Below are 14825 nucleotides of genomic sequence, written 5' to 3'. Positions count from 1 at the left end.
AGCTATTTTATTATTACTTTATTCAGTCACAAACTCATTTATTAATAATTCTTTATATCAAGTATTAAATGGCCTTTTCTTTATGGCAATCTTGGTCTTTATTGTATATAGAAGTAATATCAATTATTGATTTTCAGAAAATACAGGATAGTTGTGAACAATCTCTTTATGTATTGCAGCAGCAGTAGCTACTGTGTGGGCAGCATTTGATTGTTCATTAGGTGCATTAGCATGAGTAGTCGCAGTTTTTGTAGTTGCTACTCAAGAAGGATGCTTTGATTAATTAGGTTGTTTTAGTGAAAAGAATCGGCTAACTTCTTTTCACTAAAACATATATCAACAAATCTAAAAATAACAAATATTATCATGCTAAACAAACTCAAAGTTTTTACTATTAGTATTTGGGCTTTTATATATTTGATTAATTTAAAATATAAAATATTAGAAGAAAGTTTTAACAAAGCTTCTGTTCCTGTTATTATTATTTTAGCAATATTATATTATGGCGAGTATTTTTTAAATATTAAAAAATAAATAATAATCAGTAAATACTTTTACTCTCTTTAACAAGGCTATAATTCGTACTATCAAACAAAGTGATTTTTTGCAGGTTTTATATTGTATAAAAAAACTTATTATGAAAATTCGCAAATCTTTATTTAGAAAAAGCTATAAATTGATAGTCATTCTGATTTTTAATTTTTATACTTTATTTACAAAATATCCATTTTCATCTAAACTACTTTTTTATGCAAACTTAGGAGGCACTTTTGGCTTTTCAGTCTTACTTGTGTTAGTTATTTATGCACATTTTTTTCAAATTAAGAATACGGTTAATTGTAAATTATGACCCTGATAGCATTACAATTTCAATAAAGGCATAAAAAAAATATTTAGTAATATTCATCCAATGGGCTTATATGTTTGGTTTAATACAAAGATTAGTTTATGAAGAAGACCTTCCTCAAAAAAAACTGATAGCAGTTTCAATAGAGTTAGTGGTTATTATTTCTGTATTTTTAGAGATGCTGGGGGTCAGTATAATTAAAAGAAAAAGAATTGACAAATAATGGATTTTTTTATGCTGTTTTTAGGCAAAAACTGAGTTTTATTATTTGTTGTTAAATTTGGCAAAATACATTATCTTAAATAAATTATAAATTGATTGAATATTTTATTTACGCGACATTGTTAGTGTATAAAAACTACAAGCAACATAGCTATTTAATTTCATGAAAAAATTATTAAACATTTTTGCGGGCTTCATAGCTCCTACATTTGGTGTATATTGTTCATTTTTAGGTTTTTTTAAATCTTATAATATAAGCAATAAGCTTGGAGTCTATGTTTCTTTAATAGTAATGATGTTATCAATCACTTGGATTTTGCTCCGATTATTGTTTGAGTTTAAAATTTGGAAAATTTCAAAAGGTTATTAAAATATCTGCAGGCAAAAATATTTACATTCTAAAATTCATAAATGCAGAAAATGTCTTTTATTTTAATTATCGCTTCCACACTTGAGGTGTTTATTTTCTTATTTAGCTATCTTTTAATTGCCGATATTCTTTATTTTAATACTTTTTGCTTATAAACAAATAGAACCATAAGCCATAAAACAAAGAATAACAATGGTTTGAATATGCATTACAGCACTGCCTGTGATTGTGCTACTTAAGTTCGTGATTATCGCTTCTTGTATGAGTTTGAATTTTTATTTTTTCACTAAGCCTTTCTCGGTTAAAGCCGCTTTCGCAGTAAAGAGTTTGGTTAAAAGACAATCTTTATCAAGTCATCTAAGCAGAACATTTATATACCTAGTAGCAAAAATATTCCAAAAGGAAAAATACCATTCAAGTCTTCAGGTTTCAGTTTATAGAATTTTATTAATTTACAAATAATTTCATACGTTATCTTTGCCTGCCCATTTTCCAGTCTTGAATAAGTTGCTTGTGAAATCTCTAAATTATTTACTACTTCTTCTTGAGAGTACTGCCTTTCTTTGCGCAACTCTCTCAATTTAGCGCCAACTATTTTTTTCATAAATCGATACTTATAAGAATAGAAATCAGCATTTTATCAATATGACGAAAAAATATAAGAATGGTAACTAAAGATTATTTTCATTTTATTCATTTCTGAATAACACTTTGTTATATCATACTATATATTTGCTGCCGTTGATGCGCATCCAACCGAGATGTCGGACCACCGCGATTGCCGAAATGCGTAAAAGGTAGGCTGAAATTTTTAAACATTTTATGAAATGAAGAAATTAGAAAATGTTCAAATGGAAAAATTGACTGGATATGGTTATGACCCATTCGGATGTGGTTTAACCCTAGTAGGTGCAGCTTTAACATTTGCCACAATACCTACAGGTTTCGGAGCTGGTCTTTTGTTACTAGGTGGGGCATCTGTTGTAATCGCCGGAATTGCCACTTCGTGCAATAATCCTAATCGATAGATTAAACAATATAAAACACGTTCCATGATTACAAGCCATTTTTACTTTGAAACAGGTATTTTAAAAAGGCAAATTTAGTATATTTTGAAGAGGAATATATTGTAATAAAAATCTGTATGCTATATGACTTAGGTTTTTTCTTATTTCAATGGCATACAGTTTGAAACAAACATCTTCAATTATATTTTTGTCTAAATATATTACTCAACTGCAAAAAAGGTTTAACTTTCTAAAATTAGATATAATGACTACTCATATTTGGAGAATAAATCGAAATAAAATTATCGCTACAATAATTTTATTATTGCCTATTTTATTATTTATTTATCATAATTGGTTCTTATCGCAAAAATTAGACAAAATTCATATTTATTTATATTACAGCTTATATACCATTTGTATAATTGGCCTATACAACAATCTTTATATTTTCAAAAAAGACAATTTTATAAATCAAATTTTTAGCAAAGAGTTATTAATCTTATTTATACTTTTCGATTTATCTCTTTATACTTTTTTTATCAATATTTCCATTACTACCTTCTTAAGGTTTCAAATATCTCTTATTTTAACACACATAAATATACAAACTTTTCTTTTTTTTGCATCTAAAAAAAATCAAAAAAAGGTATATGAAATTTTATATTCTTCATTAATATTTATTTCAAATTTACAAATGTTTGCTTTTTTAACCCGTAATGTTTTGCTTATGAATATTTTAGAATGGACGCCTATTAATTTAATACACTTAAACACATTCTTTAACCCAACGGTATTATCTATTTCTTTTTCATTATTATCAATAACTTATTTCTATCTTGTAAATAAGTTAAATATTTGATTTTTTTATTGTAGAAAGATTCGTTTTTTATCTGTAACTACATGTATTATAATAGGTTTATCTCTAAAAGAATCAGTTACATACCTAATAGTAAAAATATTCCAAAAGGAAAAATATCAGTCAAGTCCTCCGGTTTTAGCTTATATAATTGTATTAATTTACAAATAATTTCATACGTTATCTTTGCCTGTCCATTTTCCAGTCTTGAATAAGTTGCTTGTGAAATCCCTAAATTATTAACAACTTCTTCTTGAGAATACTGCCTTTCTTTACGTAACTCCCTCAACTTAACGCCTACTATTTTTTTCATAAATTGATACTTATAAGAATAGAAATCAGCATTTTATCAATATGACGAAATAATATAAGAAAGTTCACTAAAAAAATATTTTCATTTTATTCATTTTTGAATAACACTTTTTTATATCATACTATATATTTGTTGTCGTTGATGCGCATCCAACCGCGATTGCCGAAATGCGTCAATAGTAGGCTAAAAATTATCAAACCTTTCAAAAAATGAACAAATTAGAAAATATGAAGATACTGCATAACAACAAATTAGAAAAAATAAAAGCTAGTGGTTGTTGGGGGTCTGTTCTAGGTGGTGCTGTTGCTTTAGCTGGCGCTGTTGCTGCAGCCTCTACAGGAATCGGAATTCCTTTTGCTATGGCGGCAGGCTTAGTTGCAGTGGTTTCCATTCACGAAGACTGCCATAAATAGCTTCGTTTATTTATTTAATTCTAAAACCAATTCAGTCGTTGTTCTAAAATTTCCAACAACGACCGAATAATTTTCTAACTATGAACACATCCATCCGTAAAACTCTGTTTTTTTTATCAATTTTCGTCATTGCTATTAGCATATATGACATCATCGAAGATTTGAAAAACCAGCAATCAATTGTAGGGGAATCTCTTTGCATTTTCTCAATGGTTTTAACAATTCTTGCAGTTACTCGAATAAAAAATTAGTTTTTTAATATAGATAAGCTTATTAATATATAAAAAAAACAGTATTATGGTTAAGTATTATCCTTCCTAATTTTATAGCCTTATTTATTGGCCTTCTTGCGTTTCTCAATCCCAGATATGAAGGTTTAATGGTTTATTTTTGGATATTGATGTTGTTTAATATTTCTTTTTACTACTTTGCCAAACGAAAAGGCATTGAAATATGAGTAACAATATACGTTTTCTAGTGCTCATATTTATCATGAGTGGCTTTGCGTTTTTGTCAAATCATCAAAATAGGGTATTTATATACCTAGTAGTAAAAATGTTCCAAAAGGAAAAATATCAATCAAATCCTCCGATTTCAGCTTATAGAGCTGTATTAATTTACAAATAATTTCATATGTTATCTTTGCCTGTCCATTTTCCAGCCTTGAATAAGTTGCCTGTGAAACCCCTAAACTATTAACTACTTCTTCTTGAGAGCACTGCCTTTCTTTGCGTAACTCCCTCAACTTAGCGCCTACTATTTTTTTCATAAATTGATACTTATAAGAATAGAAATCAGCATTTTATCAATATGACGAAATAATATAAGAAAGGTCACTAAAAAAATATTTTCATTTTATTCATTTTTGAATAACACTTTTTCAACTACTGCTCTATATTTACCTCCGTTGATGCGCATCCAACCGAGATGTCGGACCACCGCGATTGCCGAAATGCGTTAAAGGTAGGCTGAAACTTGAAACATTTACAGAATGAAGAAAATTGAGAGTCTACAGATGGAGATGACAAGAGCAGGAGGTGAGATATGTGAGTTCTTAACTTGGGGACTTATGGGAGCTGGGGTTGCTTTGACCACAGCATTTGTTACAGCGCCTTTAGGCATTGTTATTGGGGCTGTTGGGGCTGTTGGCTATTTTGCCGGAGGGTGTGGTAAATAGTATTTATTAATTCAAAAAATTGAAATTAAACTTTTAAAATAATGAGAAAATTAAAAAATACTGAAATGGCATCAGTTTATGGTGGTGGCTGGTGTATTGCAGCTTCCGGATTCCTTACTGGCTTTAGTTTAGGAGCTGCTGGAATGTTAGTGGCAGGAGTGGCTACTGTAGCTACCGGTGGAGCGGCAACCCTGATTGCAGCCGTAGGAACTGCTGTTATAGGTATGGCCTGTCTTAAATCGTAAACTTCCTATATTGAAATTTTACTACAAAATACGCCATAATATTAGGTTTGAAATTTATTATTCAACTTAATACAAACATAATATTATGGCGTACAAATTTCAAAAAATAGAAATCAAGTTAAACTTCTAAATAATGAGATTCATAAAAAAAAGTGCTGTCCCTATTATAGGTCTTTTTCTTACAAGCTTCTTACTTTACAAATACTTCAAAAAAAGGCCTTTGTATGATTCTAACAACCCATTTGTAATAGTTCTTGGGGCATTTATTTCTATATTAATCCTTCTAATAATTGCCTATTTTAAGAATAACTATAAAAACAATAAAGAATGAAGGAAAGAGTAATGATAAACATAGATTCTCTAACACATGAAGAATATAAAAAAATGGATATTATGGTTAGGCATCATTCTTCCTAATTTTATAGCCATATTCATTGCCCTCCTTGGGTTTTTCAACTCCAAGTATCAAGGTTTAATGATTTATTTTTGGGTATTAATGTTGTTCAATAGTTGTTTTTACTATTTTTTCAAACAAAATTAGCCTTTTTCAACAAATGTTTCTTGTTTAAAACAGTTTAAAGAAAAATTATTTGATTAAAATCAATTATCTCTAAACGAATCATTTATATACCTACTAGTAAAAATATTCCAAAAGGAAAAATATCGTTCAAATCCTCCGGCTTCAACTTATAGAAATGTATTAATTTACAAATAATTTCATACGTTATCTTTCCCTGTCCATTTTCCAGTCTTGAATAAGTTGCTTGTGAAATTCCTAAATTATTTACTACTTCTTCTTGAGAGTACTGCCCTTCCTTATGCAACTCTCTCAATTTAGCGCCTACTATTTTTTTCATAAATCGACACTTATAAGGATAGAAATTAGTTTTTATCAATATGACGAAATAAAATAAAAAAGGTAACTAAAAAATATTTTCATTTTATTCATTTTTGAATAACACTTTCTTATATCACATTATATATTTGCTGCCGTTGATGCGCATCCAACCGAGATGTCGGACCACCGCGATTGCCGAAATGCGTAAAGGGTAGGCTAAAACTTTATGAATCTATTAATATTATGAGGAAATTAAAGACAGCACAAATGGCGAAAATAATGGGAAATGGAAATGAGATGGGGCTATTTTGCTTTACTGCTCCGATGCGTGCAGTGTTTATATACGGAAGTATGCCAATGGGTTACTTACGCACAATTGCAGAACATGTGGCTTGTTGGAACAGTTAATCTTAATACAAATTAAAATCTTATTTTATGAAAAAAATTTCAAATCAGAAAATGTGTCTAATAGAGGCAGGAGTATCTAATAGAACATGTTTAATTTTAGGTTGGGGGGCATTTGCAGCAGCTGTTACTCTTCGCGCAGAACTCTGTTTAGGTATTACTTTTGGTGCAGCTGCTTCTGGTTGTTTTGGTTAATAGTCGCTAGTTTTGAAAAACGTTCGTATTTAACTGGATAAAGGCATATACTTGATTATTTATTGAAAATAAAAAACAGCAACTAATCAATTGTTAGGCGGTTATTTAGTTGCTGTTTTTTGGCTCTAATACTAGGGCAGGTGTAATTATATTTTGTAGAAAATTATTAAAATGAGTTATTTTATACAATCTAAAAAAATGAAAAAAAACCTCACTGTTATTGTAGGATTAATAGTTCTATTAGTAGGGCTTTGGATGAATTTAAAAAATATTACCGATGCAGATGTGTATGTTAATGTTGGCCTAATACTTATAGCAATTTATATCGCTAGAATTTGCATTGTCTATCTCTACAAATTTTATAAACAGAAAAAGTAAAAAATATTTTAACAATATTTGGAATTAATGTTGGATTATATGTGCTATCAAAATGAAAATAAATAATAATAAATTAGCAACATTGAACGCGGGTTTCAATAAGGATTTCTGGAATGGCTATTGCTGGGCGCCAGATAATATTGGTAATTGGCTAGGGCTTACTGGGCTTGTAGGCAAGTGGATACCTGGCGCTGTATTAACTGGGTTTGGTGGAGGGCTTACTGTTGCTCAATTAATTTGCCAATATGTAGATCATTGAAAATTAATTGGTGGTAGATAAATGATGTATCTACCACCAATTTTAACAGAGAAACTATGAGTATAGAAACTTTAAAAAAAATAAGAAAATTTTCAGGAACAGTTGCTTTTTTGTTATCTGCATATCTTTTATACTTTCAATACATAAAAAAAGCACCACCTTATTTTTTGAATCCTGTACAAACAGGAGCGACATTATTTTTGTTGGTATTTTTTGTGGTATCAACTATTATAATACGAAAAAACAAAAAATTATAACTTTTACAGCATAAGAGCATATGTCCTTCTAATAGACATGAACAACTATTTTTTATTGTCATTGCTTTTTTTGGCATTGGCTACTTTTGGGATTTTATCTAACTACATTTTAATTTCTGATACACTCTATTTCAACACCTTTGCCGAGCAGCTTACCTACGAGCAAATAGAAGCTGTGATTACACAAACTAAGGAGTGGCAATGGGTGGGATATGCATTGATACCTCTGATTGTTCTCATTAAACTTACACTTATTACTGCTTGTCTGAGTCTGGGCGTTTATTTTTTTACCAATCACTTTTCGTTTAAAGCAGCTTTTAGAGTAGCGTTGGAAGCAGAATTTGTTTTTTTGATCCCTGTCTTTTTAAAAATAGTATGGTTTGCTGTTTTTCAAACGGATTACACACTCCAAGATTTACAGTCATTCTACCCACTTTCGGCGCTCAATTTCTTTGATAGTACCCAAGTACAGCCTTGGCTTATTTATCCTCTCCAACTTTTCAATGTGTTTGAAATCATATATTGGGTTTTGTTGGCAAAAGGCATAAGTCAACTCATTGAGCATGATATGGGTAAATCGATGGAGGTCGTAATGGCCAGTTACGGCACGGGGTTATTGCTTTGGGTAGCGGTAGTGATGTTTATTACGGTGAGTTATAGCCCTTAACAATCATGAAAAAAGTATTTTTTAGCGTACTCACGGTGGGTGTGATAGGTATGGCTACGCTGCTTTTTGTCAAAACATACCAAGGTATGGCGGCAAAAAAACAAACCGAGCAGCAGCTTCAACACTTGCCTTCGGTAGCATTGGTAGGATTAGATAGTACCTCTTTTGCATTGCACCCAAACACAAAGCCCATCGTCATATTTTATTTTGACCCCCACTGCGAACATTGTCAAAACGAAGCCAATGCATTGAAAAAACAGGCAAATGCTTTTGAAAATGTAACCTTGCTTTGGCTATCCACTGAGCGCCTTTGGGTATTGCGGGAGTTTGAACAAAAGTACGGTCTGCAAAAAACAATTCCTTCACTCAAAATCGCCCACATCTCCCCGCAGGATGCGGATAAACAATTCGGTTTTCGTACCGTACCCACGATTTTGATGTATGATACCGAAGGAAATTTGACAAAAAAATACGTGGGCGAAACCAAAATAGAAGCTATTTTAAAACACCTGCATGGATGTACTATCTATTAAAACTCGCCGCTTTTCTGCTCGAATGGGCCATCCGATACATTACCAACCAACCTGATTTTTAAAATGTCGGCATCTTTGGAGTTGATCAAACGCAGCCACGTTTTGCAACTGGACCAACGCGACTGTGGTGTTGCTTGCCTGTTATCGTTGGTACGTTTTTATGGCGGCGATAGCAATTTTGAACAAATTCGTCGCTTTTCCGGCGCTGATCTAAGCGGTACATCGTTGCTTGGCCTTAAAGAAGCAGCCCTGCAATTAGGTTTTGAAGCCGATGGCTATGAGTCAGACATTTCGTCGCTTATCGAGCACGGCAAACCCGTGATTCTTCATATTGAGTTGGAAGGCGGTTTACAGCATTATGTGATTTATTACCCCCATCCCAGCCTTCCCCCTGCAGGGGAAGGGGCAATCCATTTGATAAGTGATCCTGCACATGGGATTGTGGAATGGTCGATGGAGGAGCTAAAAACGCATTGGAAATCAGGTGCTTGCCTGGTGTTAGAACCCAAAGAGACATTTGTGAAAGTAAACGAAAAAGCTAACCTTAAAAAAGAGTGGTTTTGGAATTTGATTCGGCAAGATGTGCCTCTGTTGGCCGTGAGTGCAGGAGTTGGGGTAGTAATGGCAGCCTTGGGGTTGGCTATGGCCATTTATTCACAACAGCTGATAGATAAAATTCTACCTTCCAAAAACGTGACGCGTATCGTCGTGGCAACGGTGTTGGTGGTGATATTATTACTGGCACGGGTAGGGCTTTCGGTGCTGCGGCAGTTGCTGTTACTGCGTCAAAGCAAAGAATTTGGCATCAGAATCAATACTTCGTTTTATGACAAGCTGCTCTATCTTCCCAAATCATTTTTTGATACCCGTCGTATTGGCGATTTTGTGGCTCGGCTCAACGACAGCAGTCGTATTCAGAGTACCGTTAGTATGCTTACGGGCAATCTGCTGGTCGATCTGCTGATGGTTTTTGCTTCTTTTGGTTTGCTGTTTTATTACAATTGGCCCGTAGGATTGGCAAGTGTATTGATCTTACCACTCTATTTTTGGCTGATATATCGTCAAAACAAAGGGTTAATCGAAGCCCAAACGAACGTGATGGTCGCCTATTCTCACAGCGAAGGGAATTTTATAAATACGATCCAAGGCATTGCTGATGTTAAAAATCGAAACAAACAATCCTTTTTCAGCAACATCAACAAACTGTTGTTTGGTCATTTTCAGGAGCAGGTTTATCGATCAGGAACTAAGCAAGTATTTTTAGCTGCCTCAACGGGTGTGGCATCGGTTGCTTTTATTGCCTTGGTATTGACCCTTACCATTCGCGCGGTGTATGAAAATCAGATCAAGATAGGTGAAATGACCGCTATTCTGGGCGCGGTCTCCTCGCTTTTGCCTTCGGTTACCAACTTGGCTTTGATCAGTGTACCGCTCAATGATGCCAAGATCGCTTTTGAGCGCATGTATGAATTTGTACAGGTGATACCGGAAAAAATAACACAGGCCGAAGAAACGTTCACTTTCCAATCACTTCATGCGCAAAACATTTCTTTTCGCTTTCCCGGCAAAACACAACAACTGCAAGACATTACTTTTCACCTAAACAAAGGAGAAGTTATTTCTATCGTAGGCGAAAGTGGAGGTGGCAAAAGTTTGATCTGCCAACTGATTCAACGTTTTTACGAACCCGAAGCGGGAATGCTATTGATAAATGGGCAAATGTCGCTTCAAGAAATGGATGTACAACATTGGCGCAGTCTTATCGGAATTGTGCCGCAACAGGTACATATTTTCAATGGAACGGTCATAGACAATATCTGTTTTGGCACTACTGAGCAAGAAATCATCAAAGCTTTTCAATTACTTGCCGGTTATGGCTTTGCACCATTTTTAGAAAGTTTTCCGCAAGGGGTACTTACTGTTTTGGGAGAAGAAGGGGTAAATCTTTCGGGCGGTCAACGGCAGCTGATAGGCTTGGCAAGAGCGCTAGTGCCTAAACCTCAGTTATTGATCTTAGATGAAGCAACGGCAGCGCTCGACCGCAACACCGAACGTTTTGTATTGAACCTTTTAGGACAACTTAAAAAGGAGATGGCAATTCTTTTTATCAGCCACCGTCTTCATACATTACGCAGTATATGCGACCATATTTATTTGTTGGAAAATGGAATTCTTACCCAATCAGGCACCCATGAACAATTAATGCAGTACGCTAATAGCTATAGCGATTATTGGCAGGAATGGGAGCCAGCATCCCTTTAGGCAGCATATAACTATAAATCATTATGAAGAATCCAGTCTATTTTAACATTTTTTTTACTGTTCTTTTTGTTATCAAATTAATTGCCGAAACAACTTTCAGAGCAGAAGTAACAAAAACGATTGAGATAATCCTTTATGCTTGTGCTACTCTAAAAATGGTAACGCTCCTATTTTTGTATTATCGTAAGAAAAAAACACATGCTTAAATCTAAAAGAAAGAACCTACTGTAAATGTGACACAAACCATCAACAGGAGCAAGGACCAAAATGAGTAATTGATAAATGAAAATCTTTCACTTATTGTCCGTTTGAGCGACAAGCCAAGCAAAAGAAGCAGCATTACCAGTAAAGGCAACGTCAGTACTTCCTGAATAACACCTATAAATGTATATTCTAAATGAAACGCATCCGCATTTAAGTATAAAAACAGAAAGTACATCACAAGCGCTAAACTAAAGACAAACAGCTTTTTATTGGTAATAAAATTCATGTTTCAGATCAGATTATACCTTGCTATTCGTTACTGCATATTCTTCTTAATTGCCTCTACTTTACCCAAATGAGTTTCCAGCATTGGGTAATATTTTACCACGAAACGCCTTACGGAAACATCATCATACATTCCGGCTTTTTTAAACAATTTAATGTCGCGCTCGTGGTCAATGGCGATCATTTTCACAAATTTTCTGTCAAAGTCTTTGTCCTGCTCTTTCATTAGATCGGCCAACCCTTCCTGTTTCTCGCTGCTGATAGAAGCCGGGAGTGTGATTTGATGCGATTTGGCCAATTTCTTTACTTCCTTCAATAACTTGGTTTGGTCTTTGACCATCAATTGACCGTATTGCCGTATTTCTTTCGTAGTTCCTTTTTTGAGGGCTTCTTCGCCTTCTCGTTTATCCATCATGCGCCCATCCGCAATTTCAACCAAGAATTCAGCGATGTCTTTGTCCAATTGGCTTTGCTCCGCTTTTTCTTTATTAATTTTATTGGCGGTGGCAACACTGTCGCTTTTTTGGGATGCGGTTCTGCAACTTACCATAGGCAACGCAATGATAATGCACGAAAAGAGTATTGAAAAGGCTTTCATTTTGCAGAAATTAATGATTTCAATACTATTTTTTAAATAATCGTGCCGGTAAAAGAAATAGGGCATTAGGCATTAATACCCTATTTCTCTTGGCAATTAAAAGAGAGCTTAATTTGTTGGTGTTTTTCACCAACAATGGCATTCATAATTTGAGGTTTGGCTTCTCCGAAGCCAAAATATGTAATAATCAAATTATTTCTACAAAGGTTATGCCTCGCCGAGGCAGTTTTGGATAGCATTATCAGGCCTTTGTTGATGAAAAACATCAACAAATTAAAAGCTTCGGAGAAGCATAACATTTGTAGCGTTCGTTATCAATTAGTTATTAGGCTTCGGAGAAGCCAAACCTCAAATTATGAATGCCTCTCAGCAGCTTTCAATTGAATTTACAAAACATTGATATTGGCTAAAACCCGCCTCCAACCCATTGTTCATCGTCAAAATCGCCTTCCAATTCTCCGGATTTGGAAACAAATAAAGGACGCGCTTTAACAGGACGTTCAGGTTTGACGGTCATGAAGTTGCGGTATTGTTCATCCGAAATCACTTCCAACGCAAGTGCTCGTTTCAGAACAATCGTAAACGGTACGCGGAAGAAATCGGCAATGTCCATCGCCAGGGAAGAGGAAATCTTGGTAATGCCTCGATGAAAGAAACTTTGTACCTCACTTTCGGGCAATAAGGCGTCAAACACCAGTTTTTCAGAACGTTGGCACAACGCATCGGGATGAGGATAACTCATGTAAAGCCCCAACGATGCCGTCAACAGTGCTGTGTAATAACACCGTTCGTGTTCACCGGCGTTGGCATTCAAAAAAACCCAACCTTTGTTTTGAAAAAGCGCCGAAAAACCGATAAATTCCGTTTCAACCTGATGTAGCTGCGCTACTTTTACAACTTCCGGATACGGCAAGCGTCGGCCTAACTGACGGATGATGTCTTGTCCTGAAGATACATCCGCTGCCTCGCCGGCGGGCTCCAACAGCCATTCTCCCGCCAACAATCCCTGAAATAAACGTTCACCATCGCGCTGAGCCGCAATTTGCCCCAAGTGAAGCAACGTGCGGTCCTGCAAGCGGAAGTCAATCGGGACTTGATTTTCAGGTTGTTTTTTCTTGCCCATTTGTACCTTAAAAGGTTGAGTATAAGACAAAAGTATACGAATTTTGAAAATGAACAAATGAAAAATCGGATAAATAATTGGAAATAACTGTATTTTCCAATTGCCCGGTTTTCAAATTTTCAAATTAGAAGGGTAGCTTTGCACCAACATTTCAACAGACCAATTATGACTGATCAACTTAAAACTGTTCCGCTCAACGACCTGCACCAAAAACTGGGAGCAAAAATGGTACCATTCGCCGGCTATATGATGCCCGTCCGCTATTCTTCCGACCTTGAAGAACACAACTGTGTTCGTAACGGCGTAGGCGTGTTTGACGTGTCGCACATGGGCGAGTTTATCCTGAAAGGTCCCAAAGCGCTCGACCTCATTCAACGGGTATCGGCCAATGACGCTTCAGTTTTGTTTGACGGTAAAATCCAATATAGTTATCTGCCCAACGATCAGGGTGGCGCCGTTGACGATTTATTGGTGTATAAGATCGACGATGAAGAATACTTTTTAGTGGTCAATGCCTCCAACATTGAAAAAGACTGGAACTGGATTGAAAGTCATAATACCGAAGGGGTTGACATGATCAATGCCTCGGATGATATGTGCCTCTTTGCCGTTCAGGGCCCTAAAGCTGCCGAAGCCATCCAAAAATTAACGGATGTTCCTTTGGCCGAGATGGATTATTATACTTTTAAAAAAGGCACCTTTGCGGGTTTACCGGATATTATTATCTCTGCAACCGGTTACACCGGTGCGGGCGGATTTGAATTATACATCCCCAATCACGTGGCATTGCACGCCTGGCACCACATTTTTGAAGCCGGAAAAGAATTTGACATCAAACCCATTGGTTTAGGCGCCCGCGATACCCTTCGCCTCGAAATGGGCTATTGTCTGTACGGTAATGACATTGATGACACAACTTCTCCGCTCGAAGCAGGCTTAGGCTGGGTGACCAAATTCACCAAAAATTTCATCAACTCCGAAGCACTTCTCCAACAGAAACAGGCGGGTATCCAACGGAAATTAGTAGGTTTTGAAATGATCGACCGCGGTATTCCGCGCGGACATTATGACTTATGCGATGCCGAAGGAAATGTGATCGGTCACGTAACTTCAGGAACTCAGTCACCCACGTTAGGTAAGGGTATCGGATTGGGCTACGTACCTGCCGCTTACAGCAAACCGGGAAGTGAGATATTTGTAAAAGTGCGCGAAAAACTATTGAAAGCGCAGGTCGTAAAGCCGCCTTTTGTAAAACCAACCGTATAATTTCCAATCAATTTGATGAAATAGAGCACAGATAAAACGGATTTTCTCAACACTATGCTGAGTTGATCCGTTGCAGATCTTTCTAATTTGTCATCATCTGTG

At 35.2% G+C, this 14825-nt stretch carries 19 protein-coding genes; 12 read left to right on the top strand and 7 right to left on the bottom strand.

What is annotated here, in order from left to right; all coding sequences use genetic code 11:
- Positions 1 to 366: 366 nt before the first annotated feature.
- Complete coding sequence (locus ACQY73_RS22270) at positions 367 to 534, top strand: hypothetical protein (protein WP_428655115.1); 168 nt, start codon at positions 367 to 369, stop codon at positions 532 to 534.
- 1275 nt (positions 535 to 1809) lie between these two features.
- On the opposite strand, the gene ACQY73_RS22265 is transcribed toward ACQY73_RS22270, so the two are convergent.
- Positions 1810 to 2043, bottom strand: a complete 234-nt coding sequence (locus tag ACQY73_RS22265) for a helix-turn-helix domain-containing protein (RefSeq protein ID WP_428655113.1) — start codon at positions 2041 to 2043, stop codon at positions 1810 to 1812.
- 223 nt (positions 2044 to 2266) lie between these two features.
- Between ACQY73_RS22265 and ACQY73_RS22260 the strand changes: the two genes are divergently transcribed.
- Positions 2267 to 2467 carry a Vmc-like lipoprotein signal peptide domain-containing protein gene (locus ACQY73_RS22260; protein WP_428655111.1) on the top strand — a complete coding sequence of 67 codons (201 nt, stop codon included), beginning with the start codon at positions 2267 to 2269 and terminating at the stop codon, positions 2465 to 2467.
- Between the two features lie 917 nt (positions 2468 to 3384).
- Here the strand turns inward: ACQY73_RS22260 and ACQY73_RS22255 are convergent.
- Complete coding sequence (locus ACQY73_RS22255) at positions 3385 to 3618, bottom strand: helix-turn-helix domain-containing protein (protein WP_428655109.1); 234 nt, start codon at positions 3616 to 3618, stop codon at positions 3385 to 3387.
- Between the two features lie 209 nt (positions 3619 to 3827).
- Between ACQY73_RS22255 and ACQY73_RS22250 the strand changes: the two genes are divergently transcribed.
- Complete coding sequence (locus tag ACQY73_RS22250) at positions 3828 to 4031, top strand: hypothetical protein (RefSeq protein WP_428655107.1); 204 nt, start codon at positions 3828 to 3830, stop codon at positions 4029 to 4031.
- Positions 4032 to 4566: 535 nt separating this feature from the next.
- Here the strand turns inward: ACQY73_RS22250 and ACQY73_RS22245 are convergent.
- Entirely contained in the window at positions 4567 to 4800 is a 234-nt protein-coding gene (locus ACQY73_RS22245) for a helix-turn-helix domain-containing protein (RefSeq protein WP_428655105.1), read from the bottom strand.
- Positions 4801 to 5022: 222 nt separating this feature from the next.
- On the opposite strand from ACQY73_RS22245, the gene ACQY73_RS22240 reads away from it, so the two are divergent.
- Positions 5023 to 5208, top strand: a complete 186-nt coding sequence (locus ACQY73_RS22240; RefSeq protein ID WP_428655103.1) for a hypothetical protein — start codon at positions 5023 to 5025, stop codon at positions 5206 to 5208.
- 41 nt (positions 5209 to 5249) lie between these two features.
- Positions 5250 to 5453, top strand: a complete 204-nt coding sequence (locus ACQY73_RS22235; RefSeq protein WP_428655100.1) for a hypothetical protein — start codon at positions 5250 to 5252, stop codon at positions 5451 to 5453.
- Positions 5454 to 6076: 623 nt separating this feature from the next.
- Here ACQY73_RS22235 and ACQY73_RS22230 read toward each other — a convergent pair.
- Positions 6077 to 6310 carry a helix-turn-helix domain-containing protein gene (locus ACQY73_RS22230; RefSeq protein ID WP_428655098.1) on the bottom strand — a complete coding sequence of 78 codons (234 nt, stop codon included), beginning with the start codon at positions 6308 to 6310 and terminating at the stop codon, positions 6077 to 6079.
- Between the two features lie 416 nt (positions 6311 to 6726).
- Between ACQY73_RS22230 and ACQY73_RS22225 the strand changes: the two genes are divergently transcribed.
- The 6 genes from ACQY73_RS22225 to ACQY73_RS22200 all read left to right on the top strand — a co-directional run bounded on the left by ACQY73_RS22225 (position 6727) and on the right by ACQY73_RS22200 (position 11247).
- Positions 6727 to 6891: a hypothetical protein gene (locus ACQY73_RS22225; RefSeq protein WP_428655096.1), complete on the top strand. Its 165-nt coding sequence runs from the start codon at positions 6727 to 6729 to the stop codon at positions 6889 to 6891.
- Positions 6892 to 7321: 430 nt separating this feature from the next.
- On the top strand, positions 7322 to 7528 hold the full coding sequence (locus tag ACQY73_RS22220; RefSeq protein ID WP_428655094.1) for a hypothetical protein: 207 nt from the start codon (positions 7322 to 7324) through the stop codon (positions 7526 to 7528).
- Positions 7529 to 7584: 56 nt separating this feature from the next.
- Complete coding sequence (locus tag ACQY73_RS22215; protein ID WP_428655091.1) at positions 7585 to 7785, top strand: hypothetical protein; 201 nt, start codon at positions 7585 to 7587, stop codon at positions 7783 to 7785.
- Positions 7786 to 7822: 37 nt separating this feature from the next.
- Positions 7823 to 8452, top strand: a complete 630-nt coding sequence (locus ACQY73_RS22210) for a hypothetical protein (protein ID WP_428655089.1) — start codon at positions 7823 to 7825, stop codon at positions 8450 to 8452.
- A 5-nt stretch (positions 8453 to 8457) separates the two neighbouring features.
- A complete protein-coding gene (locus tag ACQY73_RS22205) occupies positions 8458 to 8985 on the top strand; it encodes a TlpA family protein disulfide reductase (protein WP_428655087.1) in 528 nt (175 codons plus the stop codon).
- A gap of 63 nt (positions 8986 to 9048) precedes the next feature.
- Entirely contained in the window at positions 9049 to 11247 is a 2199-nt protein-coding gene (locus ACQY73_RS22200) for a peptidase domain-containing ABC transporter (protein ID WP_428655084.1), read from the top strand.
- Positions 11248 to 11455: 208 nt separating this feature from the next.
- Here ACQY73_RS22200 and ACQY73_RS22195 read toward each other — a convergent pair whose 3' ends face one another.
- From ACQY73_RS22195 to ACQY73_RS22185, 3 genes are all read right to left on the bottom strand, one after another.
- Entirely contained in the window at positions 11456 to 11737 is a 282-nt protein-coding gene (locus ACQY73_RS22195) for a hypothetical protein (RefSeq protein WP_428655082.1), read from the bottom strand.
- A 30-nt stretch (positions 11738 to 11767) separates the two neighbouring features.
- Entirely contained in the window at positions 11768 to 12334 is a 567-nt protein-coding gene (locus ACQY73_RS22190) for a DUF4142 domain-containing protein (protein WP_428655079.1), read from the bottom strand.
- A gap of 406 nt (positions 12335 to 12740) precedes the next feature.
- On the bottom strand, positions 12741 to 13457 hold the full coding sequence (locus ACQY73_RS22185; RefSeq protein WP_428655075.1) for a hypothetical protein: 717 nt from the start codon (positions 13455 to 13457) through the stop codon (positions 12741 to 12743).
- A 165-nt stretch (positions 13458 to 13622) separates the two neighbouring features.
- Between ACQY73_RS22185 and gcvT the strand changes: the two genes are divergently transcribed.
- Positions 13623 to 14723 (top strand): glycine cleavage system aminomethyltransferase GcvT, encoded by a 1101-nt coding sequence (gene gcvT, locus ACQY73_RS22180; protein ID WP_428655073.1) that lies wholly within the window; start codon positions 13623 to 13625, stop codon positions 14721 to 14723.
- Positions 14724 to 14825 lie beyond the last annotated feature (102 nt).

The organism is Runella sp. (genome assembly GCF_965279615.1).
Lineage (GTDB): Bacteria > Bacteroidota > Bacteroidia > Cytophagales > Spirosomataceae > Runella.
This window is presented reverse-complemented; position numbering and strand designations above follow the sequence as displayed.